Source organism: Aliiglaciecola sp. SL4, assembly GCF_041538045.1.
Classification (GTDB): domain Bacteria; phylum Pseudomonadota; class Gammaproteobacteria; order Enterobacterales; family Alteromonadaceae; genus Aliiglaciecola.
In genome coordinates, this window is sequence record NZ_JBGOSE010000004.1 from 87,726 (window position 1) to 110,919 (window position 23,194).

Sequence of the window (23,194 nt, forward strand, 5' to 3'; positions counted from 1 at the left end):
TTAAGTGTTTGCTATTTTGTTATTCAGGAATAAAACGCGGATTACTTAACTAGACGTACTATAGGTGATGGGTTGACGTTCTCTGCAATATCTACAACACGAGGATGTCTTACACCGTTCTTCACTTTATCATAAATCACATTTTTCATTTCTAGCGCTTGGCAAAATTTGTAAAATGTTAGAAAGTCTTTTCGAGAAAAGTCGTCGTTCTCTCGCGTAAGCTGACTGTCTATGTACATTGACTCCCCATTCGCTGTCAATGTAGCTAATGCAGTATAGGGCTCCCCATACTTTTTAACGCGAAGTGCTCTAACCATTTTCACTTCGAAGATCCAATCGCCCATTTGAGTGAATCTTGATATTGATGAACTCATAGTGCTCTCCACTTAGAACATATATTTATTATGATACCGCTATTTTATTACAATAAATGCAAAAAAAAGGCCAATGCTTAAAAGCCCGAAACAAGTCACTCCGGGAAAAATTTATTTAATACTTTGTTTCTGATCAGAGACTAAAACGTGTCTTTGAATCACATTATGATTCAACTTAAGGTTACAAATTACGGCTTAGTTTATGTAAATCAATAAATTAAATAATTTTTATTATAATTTTATTACTGTATCGCTTTTGCGACTTTTTATTATTAACTTCTTTCAAATCTCAAAGAAATTCGATCTTTTTGATCAAGGACTAGAGTTAATACGACTTTTCATTACTTTTCCAGCCTAATTTCGCAATTTTATGCAGAAAACACGTTTTTTTTAACTCTTAGATACTATCTATAAATATATTCAAAACTTTACGGATAATAATATTCTCAGATTTTTATAATTGTTTAAATTATCATCACCTGAACAGGAAAGGGAAAAAATGTCGAAACTTTTTAATCCAGTCGTAATTTTTAGACACCTACAATGGTAAAAATCAAAATAACGCTTCTATTAAATAGAAAAAGCCCGGTCAAATGACCGGGCAAAAAGGGCTTAGTTTTAAGCACCTAACGACAGAAATTGGTACTGTCTATGACTAAACTTAAGCAACATCTACAATTGCTTTCATGTCAGTCATATATCCACGTAAAGTTTCACCAATGGTTTCCACTCCACTTGAACGAATTGCTTTGTTTGCTTCAACCAATGCCATGTTATCTACGCTGTTTGATGCACTGCTCAAACCTTTGCCTACCAACTCAGAAGAGATAGTTGACATAAGTTTTTCACGCAACAAGGGTACTGCAGCATTGGCGAACAAATAGTTACCGTATTCAGCTGTATCGGAAATAACCACATTCATTTCATATAAACGCTTACGCGCAATGGTATTTGAAATAAGTGGTGTTTCATGTAGCGACTCATAATAAGCTGATTCAGGTAGTATCCCTGCTTCGACCATGACATCAAAGGCGAGTTCAACACCAGACTTGATCATGGCAACAATTAAGATGCCTTTGTCGAAGAAGGTTTGCTCATCAATTTTGCCTGTGTACTCTGGAGCGTTTTCAAAAGCAGTTTGGCCTGTTTCTTCACGCCATTTAAGCAGGTTCGCATCACCGTTAGCCCAATCTTCCATCATTGTTTTAGAGAATTCACCGCTGATGATGTCATCTTGGTGCTTCTCGAAAAGTGGACGTAGCATTGCAGTTAATTGATTCGATAACTCAAAGGCTTTTAATTTAGCTGGATTGCTTAAGCGATCCATCATGTTAGTCACACCGCCAATCTTAAGGGCTTCGGTAATGGTTTCTAATCCAAATTGGATTAGCGCACCAGCATAGGCTGGATCCATGCCATCGGCAGTCATTTTTTCATAAGCTAGGATAGCGGCAGTTTGCTGCATTCCGCATAGAATTGTTTGTTCACCCATTAGATCTGATTTAACTTCAGCAACAAATGATGACTCAAGAACACCGGCGCGATCGCCACCTGTTGCAGAGGCTAGTGCTTTAGCGATATCCCAACCTTTATTTTGAGGGTCGTTTTCAGGGTGTACAGCAATTAGTGTAGGTACACCGAAACCACGTTTGTATTCTTCACGTACTTCAGTACCAGGACATTTAGGTGCACACATTACCACAGTGATATCAGAGCGGATTTGCTGACCTTCTTCAACAATGTTGAATCCGTGAGAGTAACCCAAAGTAGCGCCATCTTTCATTAGCGGCATTACAGCTTCAACTACACTAGAGTGTTGCTTATCAGGCGTTAGGTTATACACCACGTCTGCTTCTGGAATTAATTGTTGATAAGTACCAACTTCAAAACCATTGCTTGTTGCTCTTTGGTAAGAGTCACGTTTTTCATCAATTGCAGCTTGACGTAGTGCGTAGGAAATATTCAATCCAGAATCACGCATGTTCAAACCTTGGTTTAAACCTTGTGCACCACAACCAACGATAACAATTTTTTGTCCTTTAAGGGCATCGCATCCTGAAGCAAACTCACTTTTTTGCATGAATCTACAACGACCTAATTGGTCTAACTGCTGACGCAGAGATAATGTATTGAAGTAATTTGCCATTGTGTACCTACTGTCTTTTTAACTTGGAAAATTTGCATTCCCGTTATTTATGCATGAACGGAAATACCTGTTTAATTTTTTCTATCGAGTCAGTGACGACTTGTGATGGATAGAGTCTACTGCTTACGCTCTGTTGAATAAAATGATATATTCGCAATACAGTATTGCAAAAAATGAAATGTTATGGATTTTCGCTCGCTACAGTTGTTCCAACACCTTGCCCAAAGCCTACATTTTGGTAAGACCGCTAACGCGCTATTTGTCAGCCCATCCACCTTGAGTAGGGCTATTCAGCGCTTGGAAGAGGAGTGTGGAGCTGAATTGTTTATACGCGATAATCGTAAAGTGAAAATGACCCTTGCAGGGGAAAAAATGCTAACATTTAGTCAAGAAGTGCTATCAAACTGGAATAGCTTGAAGGCCGATCTGGATATGCTCAACCCCACGTTAACAGGGGAGATTAAGCTATATTGTTCAGTAACGGCCAGCCAGAGTCACTTGCCTACTATCTTAAGTGTTTTTAGAGACAAACACCCACAAGTTGAAGTGCAACTGACAACCGGTGACCCTTGGCTATCGGTTTCCAAAGTGGCAAATAAAGAAGTAGATGTGGCTATTGCGATTTTCGCCCCTGACATGCCCAAAGATATTAAGTTTCAACCTATAGACACGATTCCTTTACTATTGATCTCTGCAAAAGATTCGCAAATCACTACCCTTGAACAGGTGGATTGGCGAGATCATAAAGTGGTATTGCCTGAAGGTGGTCCGTCGAAGCGTATTGTTCACCATTGGTTTTCTGAAATGGGCATCCGACCCAAGGTTTATGGAACTGTTGGTGGAAATGAAGCCATTGTTAGTATGGTGGGATTAGGGTGTGGTTTAGGAATCGTCCCTCAAGTGGTACTCGATAATTCCATGGCGAGTCGTCGGGTTAACCGCATAAAAATTAATAATATTGAACCCTATCAACTTGGGCTTTGCTGTTTAAAATCAAGGCAATCAGAAACCCTAATTGAAGAGTTTTTCAATCAACCAGAATTTCAATAACGTAATTCGTTTATGATATTGTCCAAGGCTCGATAACCAAGGGCTTCTGCTAAATGTACTCGTGTAATTTGTGGCTCTAAGGACAAGTCCGCGATGGTGCGGGCTACTTTTATTACACGGTGAAAAGCGCGCATGGACAAACCAAGCTGCTCTACGGCAGACTGCAAAAATTGTCGGTCTGCTGAGGTAAGAGAGCAGTGAAGCTCCATCTCATTGGCGCTCAATTGAGCATTACACTTTCGGGCCCGTTTGGCTTGCTGTTGTCTTGCCTGAAGCACACGAAATTTCACATCGACGCTGGTTTCAATGTTTTGATGAGCCTTGCTGTACATTTCGTCGTTAGCTAATTTAGGCACATCTACTTGCAAATCGATACGATCTAAAAACGGTCCTGAGATACGATTAATATATTTGAGTACTTGCTCTGATGTACTTCTACCATCTCGTAAACTGCCCGTTGGACTTGGATTCATGGCCGCGACAAGCTGAAATGAGGCTGGGTACTTTACCTGTTTAGCTGCTCTAGAAATAGAGACGAAGCCCGACTCAATAGGCTGTCTGAGTACATCTAATACGCGCCGCTCGTATTCCGGTAGTTCATCTAAAAATAGTACCCCATTATGAGCTAGGCTTATTTCACCAGGTTTAGGATTACTACCTCCACCAACCAAAGCAATAGCTGATGATGTATGATGCGGTTGACGAAATTTGCGTAGTAACCATGTAGTAGGGTCAACTTCATGACCGCTAATTGAATAGACAGTTGCGGTTTCTAAAGCCTGCTGTTGCGACATTTCCGGCAAAATCGTTAATAAACGTTGGGCTAACATGGTTTTACCGGTGCCAGGTGGCCCTACAAATAAGATGTTGTGATTGCCGGCTGCAGCAATTTCTAATCCACGTTTGGCTAACTGTTGGCCTTTGATATCAGCCATATCAAACTCATATTGCTGAACACGTTTTATAGCATTTGGTTGTTGTAAATGCTGTTTTTGTTGGCCGCAAAGGTGCAAATAAAGTTGCGCTAAATTAGTAAAAGCAAATACATTACTGCCTTCAATTAAGCAAGCTTCTGATGCATTTTCCGTTGGCAATATGGCTGTGCGTTTGGCGTTATGACAGGCATAGTTGAAAGGCAGTGCGCCAGAGATAGGACGAATATCTCCGGTCAGTGCTAACTCTCCAGCAAACTCAAAATTTTCTAGTTTTTCAACCGCTATCAAACCACTGGCCGCGATAATACCGATAGCAATGGGCACATCAAATCGCCCACCATCTTTAGGTAAATCGGCTGGGGCTAAATTAATGGTGATACGTTTAGCCGGAAATTCAAACCCTGAATTAAGTAAAGCGCTTCGTACCCGTTCTTTGGACTCACGTACCGCGGCATCAGCTAAGCCCACTAAGTTAAATGCTGGCAAGCCGTTGGCCAAATGCACTTCAATACTAATTAATGGGGCATCTATACCCACAGATGCCCGAGAATATACAACGGCTAACGACATCAACATTTCCCTATGCGGTGCGTTTAACTTTTGTTGTAAAAATAGGAATAATTTTGCAGAACTGCCAGAAACTATGGTCTAGTTTTACCCGTAAATCCTCAATACTGTCCCAATTCTTTTGATTTAGACCTACGTAAATAAATGAATTGGCTGTTAAAGAATAATATATACCCTTTGAAAACTTGATTATGCGGGGGGTTACATGATATTTCTATACAACAGTGGCGATCTTATTAATGTGAATACCAACTTTTATACAACTATCGAGCAAGTGTTGATTGTGATTATTGACGCGCGGGGGATACCCCAGCGAGGGTAGGTGTATGTATAGATTTGCCAAAACCCTCGCAGTAAAACGCGGGGGTTTTTGTTTTTAAAGGCAGAAACATAAACATATTTATTTCGTAAAAATGATATCAATTTAGAGGGTTTTACCATGCCAAAGTTACGTTCATCCACAACCACACAAGGCCGCAACATGGCTGGAGCCAGAGCTTTGTGGCGTGCCACTGGCATGAAAGATGGCGATTTCCATAAACCCATTATTGCCGTGTCTAACTCTTTTACCCAATTTGTACCAGGTCACGTGCATTTAAAAGATATGGGCCAATTAGTCGCTCGTAGCATAGAAGAAGCGGGCGGTGTGGCCAAAGAATTTAATACTATTGCTGTTGATGATGGTATCGCCATGGGTCATAGCGGGATGTTATACAGCCTGCCTTCACGAGAAATCATTGCTGATTCTGTGGAGTATATGGTTAATGCCCACTGTGCTGATGCCATAGTCTGTATTTCAAACTGTGACAAAATCACTCCTGGGATGTTGATGGCGTCTATGCGCTTGAATATTCCTGTTATTTTTGTTTCCGGTGGCCCCATGGAAGCGGGTAAAACGAAACTTTCTGATCAACTTATCAAATTAGATTTGGTAGACGCTATGGTTGCCGGTGTTGATGACAACGTCAGCGATTCTGACAGTGAAGAAGTGGAGCGTTCAGCTTGCCCAACTTGTGGCTCTTGTTCCGGTATGTTCACCGCCAATTCAATGAATTGTTTAACCGAAGCTCTAGGTTTGTCGTTGCCAGGTAATGGTTCTATGTTGGCTACTCACGCAGATCGTGAAGGATTATTCAAACAAGCCGGTAAGCAAATCGTTGAGCTTTGTCGTCGTTATTACAAAGAAGATGATGCTTCCGTGCTACCGCGCAATATAGCTAATTTTAAAGCGTTCGAGAACGCCATGAGTTTGGATATCGCCATGGGCGGTTCAACCAATACCATATTGCACTTATTGGCTGCTGCAGTAGAAGGTGAAATTCCATTTACCCTTGATGACATCGACCGTCTGTCTCGTAAAGTTCCCCATCTATGTAAGGTCGCGCCATCTACACCTAAATATCACATGGAAGACGTACACCGTGCTGGTGGTGTATTAGGAATTTTGGCTGAAATTAATCGTGCTGGTTTATTACACGCCGATTGTCCTCATGTGTTGGGTAAATCCATTGGTGAAGTTATCGCTGATTGGGACATTACTAACCCTGCTAATGAAAAAGCCATTGAGTTTTACAAAGCTGGTCCTGCTGGGATACGCACTACCAAAGCCTTTAGCCAAGATTGTCGCTGGCCTACAGCGGATACTGACCGCGCAGACGGCTGTATTCGGAGTTTCGACCACGCATTCAGTGAGGAAGGTGGTTTAGCAGTACTCTTTGGTAATATTGCTGAGGATGGCTGTATTGTAAAAACCGCTGGGGTAGATGAGTCTATTCACAAATTTACCGGTCGCGCCCGTATTTTCGAAAGCCAAGATGAAGCCGTTGCTGCTATTTTAGGTGACGAAATTGTTGCAGGTGATGTGGTCATTATCCGTTATGAAGGTCCTAAAGGTGGTCCAGGTATGCAAGAAATGTTGTACCCAACCACTTATCTAAAAGCCAAAGGTTTAGGTAAAGAATGTGCCTTGATCACTGACGGCAGATTTTCAGGTGGTACTTCTGGTTTGTCTATTGGTCACTGTGCGCCAGAAGCAGCGAGCGGCGGCGGTATTGGTTTAGTGGAAGAAGGTGACACTATCTTAATTGATATTCCGGGTCGTAAGATTGGTATTGATATTAGTGACGCTGACCTACAAACTCGTCGTGACAATATGAATAATAGTGCTAGACCTTGGAAACCTGCTACCCGTCAACGTAAAGTTTCTTTAGCCTTAAAAGCCTACGCATTATTAGCCACAAGTGCTGATAAAGGCGGCGTGCGTGATGCTTCGAAATTGGAAGATTAAATGAGTTTATCTGCTAATGAGTATTTAAAACGTATTCTACTGTCACCTGTTTATGATGTGGCAGTAAATAGCGAGCTTAATCGGTTAACCAGTTTATCTAACGCTTTAGGTAATGAGATTTATTTGAAGCGTGAAGATCAACAACCGGTGAAGTCGTTCAAGCTGCGCGGTGCTTACAATAAGTTGGCTTGTTTAACTGAACAACAATTGCAGGCAGGTGTAGTAGCTGCATCAGCAGGAAACCATGCTCAAGGTGTGGCGTATTCGGCTAAGATAAAAAAAATACAAGCTACCATCGTCATGCCAGAAACCACCCCTGATATTAAAGTGGATGCTGTGCGACGCTTTGGCGGTGAGTATGCCCACGTAGTGTTGCATGGCACCAGCTTCGACGAAGCAAAAGCGGAAGCTTTGCGTTTGTCTGAAGTCAACGGCTACACCATGGTTGCGCCTTTTGATGATGAAGATGTCATTGTCGGGCAAGGCACCATTGGCCGTGAATTGCTTGAGCAACTGCCTGATTTAGACATCTTGTTTATCGCAGTTGGCGGTGGCGGATTGGCTGCGGGTATTAGTGTTTACCTTAAGCAATTACGTCCTGATTTGAAAATCATTGCCGTTGAATCCGATGAATCTGCATGTTTACAGGCCGCATTACAAGCCGGTGAACCCGTGCCGCTTTCGTCGGTGGGCATATTTGCTGACGGCGTGGCCGTTAAGACCATTGGTACTGAGCCATTCCGCTTATGTCAGCAATACGTGGATGATGTCATCACCGTTAACACTGATGAAATTTGTGCGGCAATCAAAGATATTTTTGATGATACTCGAGTCATAGCTGAACCTGCAGGTGCACTTTCGGTGGCGGGTATTCGAAAGTATCTTTCAGAGCATAATGTGTCCGGTAAAAAAATTGGTGGCATCTTATGTGGTGCAAATATCAATTTTCATACTTTGCGCTATGTATCTGAGCGTTGTGAACTGGGTGAGCAAAAAGAAGCGGTTTTTGCGGTTAAAATTCCTGAACAAAAAGGTGAATTTAAACGTTTTTGTGAACTGTTAGGCGGTAGAACTATTACCGAGTTCAATTACCGCTATTCCAGTGATGGTGAAGCCCATATCTTTGTAGGTATCAAATTACGTTTTGGACGTGAAGAGTATCATCAATTGGAAAAGTTGCTCACCGATAGCGGTTATCAGTGTTTTGATTTGTCTGAAAATGAAATGGCTAAGCTGCACGTGCGCTACATGGTTGGTGGTCGTCCGCCGACGTTACTCAATGAACATATTTTTTCGTTTGAGTTCCCTGAATATCCAGGCGCTTTGATGAAGTTCTTGAATACCCTTGGTGAGTCATGGAATATTACCTTATTCCATTATCGTAATCATGGGGCTGCTGAAGGTCTGGTGCTTGCGGGGTTTGATTTACCGGACCAAGCTAGAGTCGATTTTGATCAGCATTTGGATAAGCTTGGCTACCAATATGATGAACAAACAACGAACCCTGCTTATCAGTTCTTTTTATCTGATTTAGCAAAGTAATTGTCAAAAAATGCAAAAGGCTCCTTAATCGGAGCCTTTTTTATGTCTGAAAGTTAGCTTTGCAGTGCGTAAAGCTTTTCTAAACGCTGGGCTATTTCAGGTGCTATTAGTGCGATAATATCTTGGCGCAAAGTTTCACTGGTTTCGGAATGTTGTAATTGGCCATCTTCGCTATCTGCTAGAAGTTGATTTTCCCTAAGGGCATTCACAAAGCTTGCCAATACATTTTTATCGAAAAATTCTGGTGAACTAATGCCGTGCAATGCAGACAATCGTTCAGCAAATTTCGCACTTGTTCGCTCCAATGCTGAGCGAGTCATTTTCTTTTCTTTTGCTAATAAAGATAACACCAATGCATAACGTTGCAGTGTTTCCTGAACACAGCGATTTAATAACCACAATGAATAGAATGATTCTGCGGTGGAGTGAGCTGGGGCTAGTTTATCTTCTGCGGTCACTATCATGCCCATCTCTAACATGCTTTCAATTAAGCCTTCCACATATTCTTTTGCTTGTTCGCTCGACATGTAAAGGAACCACTCTCGCTGCAACATTGGGTAGAGGCGCATAATAAGATCAAGTAATTTAGATTTCTCCAACCCATTGTGAGCAAATACGATGGCGGCGATTAATCCCGGAATGGCGAATAAGTGCAAAATATTATTGCGATAGTAAGTTAAGGTGACAGCATTACGTTGCTCTAACGAGATAATTTTGCCGAAGCTATCTTCAGAGACGTTCATTTTCCCCAGTTTCAGGGTTTGTTCTACAATTTCATGCCCGCTTTTGTCAGGCAAGCTCACCAACTCACTGTAAGGTGATAATTTTAGCAAGTGAATATAGTCATCCACTGCCTGCTCGAGTTCCAATTGGCCCATTGCGTTTTTCTTAGCTGAAAGTAAACACAATGCACAAAGTGACATACCGCTTATGGCCGCTGTCTGATTAATTCGCACCATAACCTGATTAGCAAGGATATTTACGGTTGGGGTTAGCCAGCTTGGTTTTTTATCAACCTCACTGTTTTGCGCATCGCGCCAACTCGGTACTTGCTCATCAAGGAAATTATTAAGCTGAATAGGTTCACCAAAATTGAGAAAGCCGTGGCCGTAGTTTTTCAACTTTCTAACCACAGAAAATAACCCGAATACGGATTCTTTTTTCTTGGTATTGCCTTTTAATTCGCTAAGGTAGCTACCTACTTCCATCACATGCTCATAACCAATGTAAACCGGTACTATACTGACTGGACGATTAACTCCTTTGATCATCGCCTGTAAGGTCATTGCTAGCATCCCGGTTTTTGGTGGTAGCAGTCTTCCAGTTCGGCTACGTCCGCCTTCAGCATAATATTTAACCGAATAGCCTTTGTTAAACAGGAGTTCTAGATATTCGCGGAATACACTTGTGTAGAGTTTATTGCCAGCAAAACTACGACGTAGGAAAAATGCACCGCCGCGTCGAAAAATGCCGCCAACAGGCCAAAAGTTTAAATTGATCCCTGCTGCAATGTGAGGGGTAACCAGACCTTGATGGTAAATGGCGTAAGTTAATAGCAGGTAGTCCATATGGCTGCGATGACAAGGAACATATATGATCTCATGACCATTTTGGGCTAGTTTCCGGACTTTATCGGCATGACCAACTTCGATTCCATCATAGATTTTGTTCCAGATCCGAGTTAAAACACGGTCGCCGAATCGAATTAAACCCTCACGGTAATCCGCCGCAATTTCGTTTATATAAGATTTAGCATTTGCCTTAGCTTTAGATAGCGGGATTTTTTTTTGTCTAGATTCTTCGTTAATGGCATTAATAACCGTCACAGAACCCAAAATTGAATTATACAACTCTTGCTTTTCTAACAGCATAGGGCCGTTAAAAGCTTGTCTTTTCCGATGGAAATGGGTGCCGGCTAAACGAATCAATTTGTGCGCGATTTCGGCTTCAGTACCAGGCAACTTAGTCATATCTCGAGACGATACTGCTTTACTATAAGAGACAAAATTATCACGGCCTAAAAACAATACGATAAAGAACTTTCGTAACCAACTGGGCGAAGCTTTATCAGCTAATAGATCAGCTAATCCATTGGACTTTCGGCCAGGTGCGCGGCCCCAAAAAACCGTCACCGGCACAATTTGCAAATCAAGATCGGCGTTGTCTTTGTGAAGTTGAAATAAATGGGTTAAGTCGGCGGCGATTTTAGTGCCTTTAATGGTCCTGCCAATGACAGATTGCGGCTGCTCTAGAAAGACACTGGCGCTATGCTCTTCACCACCGATGATGATTTTTTTAGTCGGATTGGGTAAGTCGACTTTTTTGGTCGACATTTTAAGGGCGAGTTGATCAGTAATCGAGTGGGTTCTAAGCAAATATACAATGGGTTTGCTTTTATCTATTCCTAACTCAGTTTCAATGTCAGTGGGAATACTATTGACTTTGACTAGCCATTTTACGGGAAAAGCAAAAATCGAAAGCAGCAAATTATGCAGCCAATCCATATATAACACCTTGAGGTTTCGAGTTCGTTAAAAGCATAGCATGAAGAGTCGAACTCTATTCATGTTTGCATATTAAAATGCGCAGACCAACGTCTATTAGGTTGTACTACCATTTTATATTGTTAGCGTATGTAAAGTCACCCTAATTAAATCAATAGGCTTTTGATAATTCATGAGAAAATATAAAACAACCTTTGTTTTCTCTGGGTAACTGTATATACTAACAGTTAAACTGTATAGAAAAACAGGCTGTTTATGCGTCCACTAACACCACGACAAAGCGAAATTCTTGAATTAATAAAAGCCACCATGTTAGCCACGGGTATGCCGCCAACGCGTGCTGAAATTGCTCGTCAATTGGGGTTTAAATCGGCTAATGCGGCAGAAGAGCATCTTAAAGCATTGGCACGCAAAGGTGTCATCGAAATCCTCCCTGGTACTTCTAGGGGAATCAAATTGAATGTACCCCTTGAAGATGAATTGGAAGAGGCTGGATTACCTTTAGTCGGGCGAGTGGCTGCTGGCGAGCCAATATTGGCCGAAGAGCATGTTGAGTGTCACTACAAAGTCGACCCTGATTTATTTAAACCCAGTGCTGACTTTTTGCTAAGAGTTAGTGGCATGAGTATGAAAGACATTGGTATCTTAGATGGTGATTTGCTCGCAGTTCATCGCACAACTGATGTTCACAATGGTCAGGTTGTGGTAGCAAGAGTTGACGAAGATGTGACGGTAAAACGGCTAGAAAAGCGTGGTAGAGAAGTGATCCTACATGCTGAAAACGACGAGTTTAATCCTATTAAAGTGGATTTGGCTTCGCAGCCTTTTAATATTGAAGGTATCGCAGTCGGTGTTATTCGTAACGCTGATTGGATGTAAACTTCCGTTTCTGTGACAAAGTTACACTGAAAAGTGACCTAAGGGTCACTTTTTTATTATTTTGCATTCAGGACTTTAAAAACTTAAGTTCAAGCTAAGTTTTTGTTAATCCGTTTTATTAGAAAATATTTTTATCCAACCCCTCTATTTTAACTAGATATAAAATGCACATCCTCCCTTGCTAGACACCACTCTTGGAGGTCATCGATAACCATTATCAACTTTAGTTGGTTCCAAAGTTAAAGTTATTTCCATTCGTTATAAATCATAACTTTTCCATCTATTTTGATTGAAAATCAAGCGCTTGTTTAAATTTTTAACAAAAAACACTAGACGTTAGACTTTAGTTGAGTAATTCTTATACTGGTTTTTACAGTTATGTAACATTAAGATCCCAAGTCGTTTACCAGAACTGAGCCTTTTGCGGTTATTAACTCTGCTTTGCTCCTTTGGAAAAGGCTTACATCATCAGGAGGTGTTGAGTGAAAAAGATATGGTCCGGCGTATTGGTAATACTGACCAGTCTAATTGCATTTACAGTGTCTGCAGAATCGACTTCGACTGCTGATCAGTATCAATTGAATTTGCGCAAAGGTGCGACTGAGATTAGTGGCCAAGTTTATGATCTGCATATGCTTATGTTTTTCATTTGCGTGGTTATTGCAGTTCTAGTATTTGGTGTGATGTTTTGGAGTATGATTTTCCATCGTAAATCTAGAGGTGCGCAACCTGCTAATTTTCATGAAAGTGTGAAAGTAGAAATTGCTTGGACAATTGTACCCTTCATTATTTTAGTCGTGATGGCATTCCCTGCCGCTAAAACACTGATCGCCATGGAAGACCCCGAAAACTCAGAGGTCACTGTGCTGGTTACCGGTTCTCAATGGAAGTGGCATTACAAATACATGGAAAATGATGTTGAATATTATTCCGTGATGGCCACCCAGCAAGAGCAAATCAACAACAAATTCGAAAAAGGACATAACTACCTATTGGAAGTTGATCGTCCTCTTGTCATCCCGACTGGCAAAAAAGTGCGATTTTTAGTTACCTCGGATGATGTTATCCATTCTTGGTGGGTGCCTGATTTTGCTGTTAAAAAAGATGCTAACCCAGGGTTTATTAATGAGGCTTGGGCAAACGTCATTGAGCCCGGTGTATATCGCGGTCAATGTGCAGAACTTTGCGGAAAGGATCACGGTTTTATGCCTATCGTTGTGGTTGCCAAAGAACCTGCTGAATACGAAGCTTGGATAAACGCTCAAGAAGAAGTACAGCGTAAAGCCAAGGAAGAAGAGCAAAGATTGTTGGCTATGAATATGAGCATGGAAGAGTTGATGAGCAATGGTGAGCAGGTTTATATGCGTGCTTGTGCAGCTTGTCATCAACCAAATGGACAAGGGTTACCAGGCGTATTTCCAGCCTTGGTCAATAGTGAAATGGTGCTTAATGACATGACAGCACACATAAATATCGTATTAAACGGTAAAACTGGCACTGCCATGCAAGCTTTTGCAAAACAACTAACCATGAGTGAGCTGGCAGCAGTTATTACTTACGAACGAAATGCTTGGGGTAACGATACCGGCGACATGGTCCAAGCTAAAGATGTTAACGCCGTAATGACAGGTCAATAAGGGGAGCAGTTATGAGCACAGCGACAACCGAACTCGATCATGACGACCACCATCATCATGCTCCTAGTGGCATAAAACGTTGGTTATTTACAACAAATCATAAAGATATAGGTACCCTCTATCTGTGGTTCGCGTTCATCATGTTTTTAACTGGCGGTGCTATGGCCATGGTAATTCGTGCTGAATTATTTCAACCAGGATTGCAAATTGTAGAGCCTAATTTCTTCAACCAAATGACCACTGTGCACGGGCTTATCATGGTGTTCGGTGCAGTTATGCCGGCATTTACTGGCTTAGCTAACTGGTTGGTGCCAATGATGATCGGTGCGCCAGATATGGCTTTACCGAGAATGAATAACTGGAGCTTCTGGATACTGCCAATGGCATTTACCATTTTGCTTGCTTCGTTGTTCATGGAAGGTGGTGGTCCCGCATTTGGTTGGACGTTCTACGCACCTCTTTCTACAACATACAGTAATGACACCACAGCATTGTTTGTTTTTTCTGTGCATATTATGGGGATCTCTTCCATTATGGGAGCGATTAACGTGATTGTGACTATCTTCAACATGCGTGCCCCAGGCATGACTTGGATGAAGATGCCGTTGTTCGTGTGGACTTGGCTAATCACGGCATTCCTGTTAATCGCGGTGATGCCGGTGCTTGCCGGTGCAGTGACTATGGTATTAACTGATAAGTTTTTTGGTACTAGTTTCTTTAATGCCGCTGGTGGCGGTGATCCGGTTATGTTCCAACATATATTTTGGTTCTTCGGGCACCCTGAAGTGTATATTATGATTCTTCCTGCATTTGGTATTATTTCTGCCATCGTGCCGACATTCTCACGGAAAAAACTGTTTGGTTACGCCTCTATGGTTTATGCCACCACGTCTATTGCGTTGTTGTCATTCATTGTTTGGGCACACCACATGTTTACTACTGGGATGCCGGTGGGGGCCGAGCTATTCTTTATGTTTGCCACTATGCTGATATCGGTGCCCACAGGGGTAAAAGTATTTAACTGGGTAGCAACTATGTGGCGGGGTTCTTTGTCCTTTGAAGTGCCTATGCTATTCGCTTTGGCGTTTATTGTACTGTTTACCATAGGTGGCCTTTCTGGCTTGATGCTGGCGATTACACCAGTGGACTTCCAATATCACGATACTTATTTTGTGGTTGCACACTTCCACTATGTATTGGTTACTGGAGCAATATTTTCCATTATGGCGGCGGTATATTATTGGCTGCCTAAATGGACTGGTAAAATGTTCGACGTAACCTTAGCTAAGTGGCATTTTTGGTGTTCGTTAATTTCCGTTAATGTGCTGTTTTTCCCCATGCATTTTGTCGGTTTAGCAGGCATGCCACGACGTATTCCAGATTACGCCTTACAATTTGCAGATTTTAATAAATGGATCAGCTTAGGTGGATTTGCTTTTGGATTATCACAATTGATATTCCTAGCGTTGCTTATCAAAGCGTGTCGTAAGCAGGGTGAACCTGTTTCTGCCCAAGTTTGGGAAGGTGCAGAAGGCTTGGAATGGGAAATCCCATCACCAGCTCCTTATCATACCTTCGATACGCCTCCAGTGATTAAGTAAGTGTGATTCGTCATGACTGAACGTTCAAGCAATAGCCAATCTAACAACAGCAAACTGGTTTTAAAACTGGTGGGTGTTGTGATTGGCATGTTTGGCTTCGCATTTGCGTTGGTTCCCCTATATGAAGTGTTTTGCCAAGTTACCGGAATTAACGGTAAAACCAGTGATACGGCAGCAGTATATGAGTCGATCGAGGTGGATCACTCTCGTACTATCACCATCGAGTTTATTACTCGTACAAATACGGGAATGCCTTGGGAATTCAAAGCACAAACTCGGAAAGTCGAGGTGTACCCAGGTGAGATGAACCAAGTGGACTTTTACGTTAAAAACACCACCCACAAAGACTACGTTGCCCAAGCTGTTCCCTCTGTTTCACCGGGCACGGCCGCATTGTATATGAATAAAACTGAATGCTTTTGCTTTAACAATCAACCTTTAGGTGCGGGTGAAGAAGCAATAATGCCAATGAAGTTCTATGTTGACCCGCAGTTACCAAAAGATATTAAGTTTTTCACCCTTCAGTATACCTTGTATGACGTGACGGCAAGTGCCGAAGGCGTTGCAATGAATCAAGGATAAAAGGAATCAAAATGGCACAACAACAAGCTTACGAAAAATATTATGTTCCAGACCAAAGCCCTTGGCCAATTGTTGGTGCGGTAGCTTTATTTCTGATTGCATTTGGTGCAGGCAACTTTGTGGTTGAACAAACCAAAGGCGAAAGTGGATACGGTGGCTGGATCTTACTTGCAGGCATAGTCACCTTATTGGTTATGTTAGTTGGTTGGTTCAGAAATCAGATCCATGAATCTATGGCTGGCAAATACAGCGCTCAACTAGGACGCTCATATAGACAAGGGATGGCCTGGTTTATATTCTCGGAAGTTATGTTCTTTGCTGCGTTCTTTGGCGCATTATTTTATGCGCGAGTAATTGCGATGCCATGGCTTGATGGGGCGGGTAATAATGCCATGACTGCAGAAGTGCTTTGGCCCAATTTTGAAGCCATATGGCCATTGACTAAAACCCCTGGTGGCGTTGAAACAACGGCTATGGGATGGATGGGGTTACCTTTATACAATACTATTATTTTATTGATTTCTTCGGTGACCTGTCATTTTGCTCATGTGGCATTGGAGAAACAACAGCGTGGTAAATTGATTGCATTTTTAGGTGTAACAATTCTGTTGGGGTGTTTCTTTTTAACTCTACAAGTAGAAGAGTATGTGCATGCCTATCGTGAAATGAATTTAACCTTACAATCAGGTGTCTACGGCAATACATTCTTTCTACTAACAGGTTTCCATGGAATGCATGTTACCTTGGGAACAATTATTTTGATTGTATTATTTTTAAGGGTACTCAAAGGTCACTTTACGCCTGACAATCATTTCGCTTTTCAAGCGGGAAGTTGGTATTGGCACTTTGTTGATGTAGTGTGGGTAATGCTATTTTTCTTTGTTTATATTTTGTAGATACACGTTATCGTTTTTGCGTCCCTTAATAGGGACGTGGATTCGGTGTAATTAGTCCCGTTGCTACAGCCAATAATAACAAAATCACAATAATTGCAGAGGTCATCACCCGGCGGCCAATAAATTTACTCATAGGAGGCTGGTTAGGGTCGTTTTTTAACATTATTATCATGGCGCGAAAAAGATTGTAGAGCATAAAAAGCAATAAGCCGCCGACTAATAGTTTAACTAACAAATCGATCACTCCTCAATATATGGTCACTACAACGAATAATTCTAAACATCCTTACTTTGCCACACTTTTGGTGCTGTTGGCAGTGATAATCTTATGTTCTTTGGGTGTATGGCAATTGCAGCGTGGGCAGGTTAAAGCACAACGCATTCAACAAATTGAATTGAGACAAGCAACTAACCCGCTAAATATAGAGGATATTTTAACACTTCAAGATAAGCAGGATCTGCCCTTAGAATTTAAAGGTCGAATGTTAGTGAATAAGATTTTTCTACTCGATAATCGCATAGAAAATGGACAAGTAGGGTTTCAAGTTCTCGTCCCTGTTCGAACCGAATTTGGGATCGTTATCACTAATTTAGGCTGGGTCAAAGCCGGGCAGTATCGTAATGAATTGCCCAAATTTGATTTGCCAAGTTATGAGCAAACTTTGTTTGGCACGAGTTGGGTTCCAACCGTTAATCCAATGGTGACAGAAACAGCACAATTTACCGATGATTGGCCAGTACTGTTACAGAGTATCGACTTAACCTTGATATCGAAGTTTATGGGAGCGGATGTCTTACCCATTGTTTTGCAATTAGACCCGTCATTTCCCATTGGTTTTTCTCGCAATTGGGTGCCCGTCGTCATGGCTCCCGAAAAACATTATGGTTACGCAATTCAGTGGTTTGCTTTAGCAATTGCATGTTTTGTTATTTATGTCATCGCATTACGAAAAAGGAAAGTGCTTAAAGATGTCTGAAGTTGTTAGCAACAAAAAATCGAAAACCCCCATTATCATGTTCATTGTGTTTGTACTCCCGGTTGTGTTGGCATACTTAGCACTGACGTTTGACTGGTTCAACAAAGGGTCAACAAACAAAGGCAAATTGCTTGCTACGCCTCTAGATATGAGTTCGTTAGTTGCACAAAGAGAACCACTATGGCGATTGCTATTTGTGATGCCACAAGAGTGCGCCGAGGAATGTGAAAATGCGCTTTATAGTATCAATCAGATATGGGTCGCTTTGGGTAAGGAATCTGACCGAGTTGAACCCTTAGTTTTAGCTCATCAAAAAAGCCATATTATGGATTCAACTGATACTCAGCGTTACCCTAATATCAAGGTGTTAAAAGTTGATAAGATAAATGTAAATAATTTGTTTAAAGATGAGTCGACAGATGGTATTTTCATTGCTGATACATTAGGAAATGTCATATTAAAGTATCCGGTTAAACAACAGCAAGACGACGCGATTCAACAGAGCCGCGACATTTTGGCCGATTTACGAAAACTGTTAAAACTGTCTCGCATTGGTTAAGGAACGGTAGCAATGAGAAAATTAGTGCTGGCTTCAGTGGTGCTAGCAATAGTCGTCATCGTATTGGGGGCTTACACCCGTTTAACTGATGCTGGGTTAGGTTGCCCTGATTGGCCGGGCTGTTACGGTCATTTGAGTGTTCCGGCTAGTGAGTCTCATATTAATGCGGCCCAAGATGCATTTCCCGAACGCACGTTTGAAGCGCACAAAGCTTGGAATGAAATGATTCATCGTTACGCCGCAGGTACTCTGGGGTTGTTCATTTTACTTATTTTTGCAATAAGTTTGGTTAAACGTTCGTATCATAGCCCCGTTAAGTTACCGTTTTTCTTACTCTGTTTAGTTTGTTTTCAGGCCGCTTTGGGCATGTGGACAGTAACCCTCAATTTAATGCCGTTGATCGTTATGGGGCATTTACTAGGGGGCTTTGCAGTGCTTTCATGTCTGTATTTATTATATTTACGACTGACACCTTACCGAATACCCGGTGGTGACTCTGAGATGAAAGGTTTTGCTAAATACTGCGCTTTCGGTATTCTGATTTTAGTCGGCCAAATAGCCCTAGGTGGCTGGACTTCGGCAAACTACGCGGCCTTAGCTTGCACCGAGCTTCCTCTTTGTGAAAGTGATTGGATAAGTCGTTTAGATTATGTTGGGGCCTACAGTATTCCCCATGCAGAAAATTATGAATTTGGGGTCCATGATTGGGCAGAGAGAATGACAATGCATGTCACTCACCGATTCGGTGCCATAGTGACATTTGTATATTTGTGCTGGTTAGCAATTCGTTTGTACAGCGCAGCGGCCTCTCAATTAATTAAGAGCTTATCTATCAGTTTGGTCTTGATTCTAGGGCTACAAGTTATGCTTGGGGTGAGCAACGTCGTATTCAGCTTACCTTTGACGGTGGCTGTTTTGCACAATGCTGTGGCAGCATGCTTGCTGTTGGTTATGGTGAAACTCTGTTACACCCTTTACAGAAAGACTTAGGAGACTAATGTGAATAAAACGCTTCAGGCTAATTACGCAAAATCACCTTCACAAGTCGCTAGTTGGCGTGATTATTACGAGTTAACTAAGCCCAAAGTGGTGATGTTATTACTTCTGACCGCGTTAGTTGGGATGTGTTTAGCTACCGAAACTTGGGTGAGTTGGCAGGTGCTAATTGCTGGCCTAGGAGGAATTGGCCTATTGTCGTCTTCTGCTGCAGTGATTAACCATGTGGTAGATCGAAACATCGATAGCAAAATGGCAAGGACCTTTAACCGTCCAGTGACCAAAGGGAAAATTAGCCCGTTGCGAGCGACCATCTTTGCGTTTGTACTGGGCGTTGCTGGTTTTATTTGTCTTGAGTTGTGGGTTAACCGATTAACTGCGCTATTGACCTTGGCCAGTTTGGTAGGATATGCCGTGGTTTATACCATGTTTCTCAAACGTGCTACTCCCCAAAACATTGTTATTGGGGGCTTAGCAGGTGCTGCTCCGCCATTGTTAGGATGGACTGCCGTCACTGGCGAGATTCATTCCCATGCTCTGCTTTTAGTGCTTATTGTTTTCACTTGGACACCACCCCATTTTTGGGCTTTAGCAATTCATAGAGTGAAAGACTATGCAAAAGCTGAAATTCCTATGTTACCGGTTACCCATGGAGTGGAATTCACTAAAACCTCAGTTTTATTGTATACCTTGTTACTTACTATTGTGTGTTTATTACCATACTTAACCGGTATGTCTGGGGTTATATATTTATTGGGGTCTGGTTTGTTAAATGTCGGTTTCATGTATTACGCATGGAAATTAAAATATGCGGCTAATGAAAATACGGCGATGAAAACCTTCGGTTTTTCAATCGTTCACTTGATGGTACTCTTTGTTGTATTACTCGTTGACCATTATTTAAAATTCACCCTATGAAACAAAATTTACTAATTGGTATTGTCGCCGTTGTGGCTTTAGCCGCTGGTTTGTATTTTTCTATAGTGATAGCGCCACCAGAAGTGGAAGAGGTGAAATATCTGCAAAAATACCCAGCAGCGCGGGGGTTACCCGACTTTGAACTCTACGATCAAAATGGAGATAAATTTACCAATCAACAACTCAATGGTCATTGGACCTTAGCTTTTGTCGGTTATACGTTTTGCCCAGATATTTGTCCGACTACTTTGGCAGAACTCAAAGGTATCTATCCCCAATTAGAAGCGATTGATACTGATAATCCGATTAAAGTTTGGTTCTTATCTGTTGATCCAAAACGAGACTCTGCTGCCCGTTTAAAAGAATATGTGAATTTCTTTAATCCTGATTTTTGGGCTACATCTGGTGAACATAAACAACTATTTCCTTTAGTTAGGTCAATGGGCATGATGTACGCCATGAGTGATAATACCGATGATCCTAATTATTTGGTGGATCATAGTGCTTCAATTACGGTGATTAATCCCAAAGGTGAAGTTGTTGGGCGTTTTAAACCAAAACTCGAGCCAGGTTCTATTCCCGTAAGTGAGGGGGCACAAATATTAGAAGATATGCCCATCGTCGTTACCATGTAATTTCAATACGATGCTAATTACTCAGGCCAAAGCAAGTCACTACCAACCTCTCGCCAAGTTACTTTTTTCTTCAGGGCCGGATAATTTAATCAGTTTACTCACCGGCCATCAAAGCGCTTTATCACTTCCACAAAAACAAAAAATCTGCATAGCATTTTTAGAAACGGCTTTACAACTTGCTGAAGGACAGTTTGGTTATTTGAACCAACAGGTTGCGACTAAAAATGGTACTGTCTGTGGATGCGTTAGTTACTGGAAAACTCCAATTTCAGATTTATTTAAACAACAAACCTTAGCCAGTTTGGTCACTCATTTTGGTATTTCAGAAACAACCGCCATTCTAAATAACAGTGAAGTTCTGTCGACATTAGTAAGAGCTCCATCTGCAAATGAGTTGAGTATCGGACATTTGGCGGTAGAACCCTCAAACCGAAGGCAAGGAGTGGCGACTTGTCTGTTAGACTATTGTTCAGAAGCTGCCATAAAATTAGGCAAATCAACACTGGTTTTAGATGTAATGGAAGATAATCGAACGGCGATTCAAACCTATATGAATTTTGGGTTTGTGCAAAAGTCTAAATCCCACCCCAGTGAAAAAGGAAAAAAAATAGGCTTTTTACCCCACATTCATATGCAAAAAAGTTTAGTGTAGAGTTAAAAAGCGTTATTTCAATCTTTCAAAAAACCATTTTAGAGGTAGATCTGATGAGTGATAATACGGTTGAAATTCCCCAGCAAGCCTTTGACTGGTATGACGAATATGCCCACGGTGATATAGACAGGCGTACTTTTATAACGCGGATCTCAAGTGTAGCGGTCAGTGGTTTGGCAATCTCTACCATTGCTGCTTCATTGACGCCTAATTATGCTAAAGCAGAGCAAGTTTCATTTAATGACCCCGATATAACCGCATCTTACGTTGAATTTGATTCCCCCAATGGACATGGCACAGGGAGTGGCTACTTTGTAGTGCCTAAAGGCCAATCAGAAAAGCTTGGTACTGTGCTTGTTGTGCACGAAAATCGTGGACTCAACCCCTACATTAAAGATGTGGCTCGTCGTGTTGCCAAAGCGGGCTATATCGCCTTTGCACCTGATGCATTATTCCCATTAGGCGGCTATCCGGGTAATGATGATGATGGGCGTAAAATGCAACGCTCAATGGATAGAGACAAAATGGAAGAAGACTTTAAAGCTGCAGCGTTGTTTTTAAAATCCCATGAAAAGGGGAATCAAAAATTGGCTGTGGTTGGATTCTGTTTTGGCGGCTATATCAGCAACATGCTGGCGGCTAACTTACCCAATGTGGTTGATGCTGCAGTCCCATTTTATGGCACGCCTGGAAAAGACGATGTTGTAAATAAGGTCAAAGGACCATTGCTGATACATTTTGCTGGTCTAGACAAGCGTGTAAATGCCACTTGGCCGGACTATAAAAAGGTCTTAGACGCAAATAATGCAGATTACACCGCCCATACCTATAAAGATGTGAATCATGGCTTTCATAATGACTCTACCAGTCGCTATGATCAACAAGCTGCAGAGTTAGCTTGGCAACGCACACTGAGCTTTTTTGCAGCCCATCTAGCTGCAAAAACAAAAACCACCACACTGGCGTTTTAGTCTTCAGCGCGAATATCAAGTGTCATGCAAACACTATGGGGGTCTTCCTCATAATCTGCAAAGGGAGGGCACTTGATAAATCCGTGGTTTGCGTACAAGGCTCTCGCTGGGGCGAAAAAATCCATGCTACCAGTTTCTAAACTTAAACGATGATAACCACGTTGTTTTGCTTCGCTGATAAGGTGTGTCAGGATCCTTTTGGCTACCCCTTGGCGCAAAAACTGATTCGAGGTACGCATGGATTTTATCTCACCGTGGTTATCCGATAGCGTCTTTAAAGCACCACATCCCGCTAGTTTATCTTGCTGCCATAATCCCCAAAACGTAATGTCGTGGGCGTTGAATTTAGATTCATCTAAGGCGTGTACACTCTCTGGCGGCGAATGCTCAAACATTTCTTGATGATGGGCTTTTAACAGTGCGATCACTTGCTCAGAAATAGGCTTTTCCAGCACAATATTCATTATGTTACTTCCTAAAACTCAC

At 41.8% G+C, this 23,194-nt stretch carries 21 protein-coding genes; 15 read left to right on the plus strand and 6 right to left on the minus strand.

The annotated features are described in order from the left end of the window. Positions 1-41: 41 nt before the first annotated feature. Together AB6T38_RS07455 and ilvC are read right to left on the minus strand one after the other, a co-directional pair. The gene (locus tag AB6T38_RS07455) at positions 42-374 is read right to left on the minus strand and encodes a hypothetical protein (protein WP_372546707.1); all 333 of its coding nucleotides are present in this window, start codon (positions 372-374) and stop codon (positions 42-44) included. A 661-nt stretch (positions 375-1,035) separates the two neighbouring features. Beyond that, a complete protein-coding gene (ilvC, locus tag AB6T38_RS07460; RefSeq protein WP_348491810.1) occupies positions 1,036-2,520 on the minus strand; it encodes a ketol-acid reductoisomerase in 1,485 nt (494 codons plus the stop codon). Positions 2,521-2,703: 183 nt separating this feature from the next. On the opposite strand from ilvC, the gene ilvY reads away from it, so the two are divergent. Continuing rightward, positions 2,704-3,570: an HTH-type transcriptional activator IlvY gene (ilvY, locus tag AB6T38_RS07465; RefSeq protein WP_372546708.1), complete on the plus strand. Its 867-nt coding sequence runs from the start codon at positions 2,704-2,706 to the stop codon at positions 3,568-3,570. On the opposite strand, the gene AB6T38_RS07470 is transcribed toward ilvY, so the two are convergent. Further along, positions 3,564-5,075, minus strand: coding sequence for a YifB family Mg chelatase-like AAA ATPase (locus AB6T38_RS07470; protein ID WP_372546709.1), 1,512 nt, complete (start codon positions 5,073-5,075; stop codon positions 3,564-3,566). The genes ilvY and AB6T38_RS07470 overlap by 7 nt on opposite strands. A gap of 436 nt (positions 5,076-5,511) precedes the next feature. Between AB6T38_RS07470 and ilvD the strand changes: the two genes are divergently transcribed. Next, positions 5,512-7,359: a dihydroxy-acid dehydratase gene (ilvD, locus tag AB6T38_RS07475; protein ID WP_372546710.1), complete on the plus strand. Its 1,848-nt coding sequence runs from the start codon at positions 5,512-5,514 to the stop codon at positions 7,357-7,359. Then, entirely contained in the window at positions 7,360-8,901 is a 1,542-nt protein-coding gene (gene ilvA / locus AB6T38_RS07480; protein ID WP_372546711.1) for a threonine ammonia-lyase, biosynthetic, read from the plus strand. 53 nt (positions 8,902-8,954) lie between these two features. Here ilvA and plsB read toward each other — a convergent pair whose 3' ends face one another. Continuing rightward, a complete protein-coding gene (gene plsB, locus AB6T38_RS07485) occupies positions 8,955-11,405 on the minus strand; it encodes a glycerol-3-phosphate 1-O-acyltransferase PlsB (RefSeq protein ID WP_372546712.1) in 2,451 nt (816 codons plus the stop codon). 255 nt (positions 11,406-11,660) lie between these two features. Here plsB and lexA point away from each other — a divergent pair, with 255 nt between their 5' ends. From lexA to AB6T38_RS07510, 5 genes are all read left to right on the plus strand, one after another. Then, positions 11,661-12,284 carry a transcriptional repressor LexA gene (gene lexA, locus AB6T38_RS07490; protein ID WP_348491816.1) on the plus strand — a complete coding sequence of 208 codons (624 nt, stop codon included), beginning with the start codon at positions 11,661-11,663 and terminating at the stop codon, positions 12,282-12,284. 482 nt (positions 12,285-12,766) lie between these two features. Beyond that, a complete protein-coding gene (gene coxB, locus AB6T38_RS07495) occupies positions 12,767-13,921 on the plus strand; it encodes a cytochrome c oxidase subunit II (RefSeq protein ID WP_372546713.1) in 1,155 nt (384 codons plus the stop codon). Between the two features lie 11 nt (positions 13,922-13,932). Continuing rightward, entirely contained in the window at positions 13,933-15,522 is a 1,590-nt protein-coding gene (gene ctaD, locus AB6T38_RS07500) for a cytochrome c oxidase subunit I (RefSeq protein ID WP_348491817.1), read from the plus strand. 12 nt (positions 15,523-15,534) lie between these two features. After that, complete coding sequence (locus AB6T38_RS07505; protein WP_348491818.1) at positions 15,535-16,104, plus strand: cytochrome c oxidase assembly protein; 570 nt, start codon at positions 15,535-15,537, stop codon at positions 16,102-16,104. Between the two features lie 11 nt (positions 16,105-16,115). Then, entirely contained in the window at positions 16,116-17,000 is an 885-nt protein-coding gene (locus AB6T38_RS07510; RefSeq protein ID WP_372546714.1) for a cytochrome c oxidase subunit 3, read from the plus strand. Between the two features lie 25 nt (positions 17,001-17,025). On the opposite strand, the gene AB6T38_RS07515 is transcribed toward AB6T38_RS07510, so the two are convergent. Beyond that, positions 17,026-17,235, minus strand: coding sequence for a DUF2909 domain-containing protein (locus tag AB6T38_RS07515; protein ID WP_303474714.1), 210 nt, complete (start codon positions 17,233-17,235; stop codon positions 17,026-17,028). A gap of 82 nt (positions 17,236-17,317) precedes the next feature. Between AB6T38_RS07515 and AB6T38_RS07520 the strand changes: the two genes are divergently transcribed. The 7 genes from AB6T38_RS07520 to AB6T38_RS07550 are packed head-to-tail and all read left to right on the plus strand — an operon-like array spanning position 17,318 to position 22,708. Next, positions 17,318-17,977: an SURF1 family protein gene (locus tag AB6T38_RS07520; protein WP_372546715.1), complete on the plus strand. Its 660-nt coding sequence runs from the start codon at positions 17,318-17,320 to the stop codon at positions 17,975-17,977. After that, positions 17,970-18,536 carry a hypothetical protein gene (locus tag AB6T38_RS07525; protein ID WP_372546716.1) on the plus strand — a complete coding sequence of 189 codons (567 nt, stop codon included), beginning with the start codon at positions 17,970-17,972 and terminating at the stop codon, positions 18,534-18,536. The genes AB6T38_RS07520 and AB6T38_RS07525 overlap by 8 nt, the downstream gene beginning before the upstream one ends. 12 nt (positions 18,537-18,548) lie before the next feature. After that, positions 18,549-19,526, plus strand: a complete 978-nt coding sequence (locus AB6T38_RS07530) for a heme A synthase (RefSeq protein ID WP_372546717.1) — start codon at positions 18,549-18,551, stop codon at positions 19,524-19,526. Between the two features lie 9 nt (positions 19,527-19,535). After that, positions 19,536-20,450: a heme o synthase gene (cyoE, locus tag AB6T38_RS07535; protein ID WP_372546718.1), complete on the plus strand. Its 915-nt coding sequence runs from the start codon at positions 19,536-19,538 to the stop codon at positions 20,448-20,450. Next, on the plus strand, positions 20,447-21,085 hold the full coding sequence (locus tag AB6T38_RS07540; protein WP_372546720.1) for an SCO family protein: 639 nt from the start codon (positions 20,447-20,449) through the stop codon (positions 21,083-21,085). Before cyoE ends, AB6T38_RS07540 begins: the two co-directional genes overlap by 4 nt. A gap of 10 nt (positions 21,086-21,095) precedes the next feature. Next, positions 21,096-21,737, plus strand: a complete 642-nt coding sequence (locus tag AB6T38_RS07545) for a GNAT family N-acetyltransferase (RefSeq protein WP_372546721.1) — start codon at positions 21,096-21,098, stop codon at positions 21,735-21,737. A gap of 53 nt (positions 21,738-21,790) precedes the next feature. Continuing rightward, positions 21,791-22,708, plus strand: coding sequence for a dienelactone hydrolase family protein (locus tag AB6T38_RS07550; RefSeq protein ID WP_372546722.1), 918 nt, complete (start codon positions 21,791-21,793; stop codon positions 22,706-22,708). On the opposite strand, the gene AB6T38_RS07555 is transcribed toward AB6T38_RS07550, so the two are convergent. After that, a complete protein-coding gene (locus AB6T38_RS07555; protein WP_372546723.1) occupies positions 22,705-23,172 on the minus strand; it encodes a GNAT family N-acetyltransferase in 468 nt (155 codons plus the stop codon). The genes AB6T38_RS07550 and AB6T38_RS07555 overlap by 4 nt on opposite strands. Positions 23,173-23,194 lie beyond the last annotated feature (22 nt).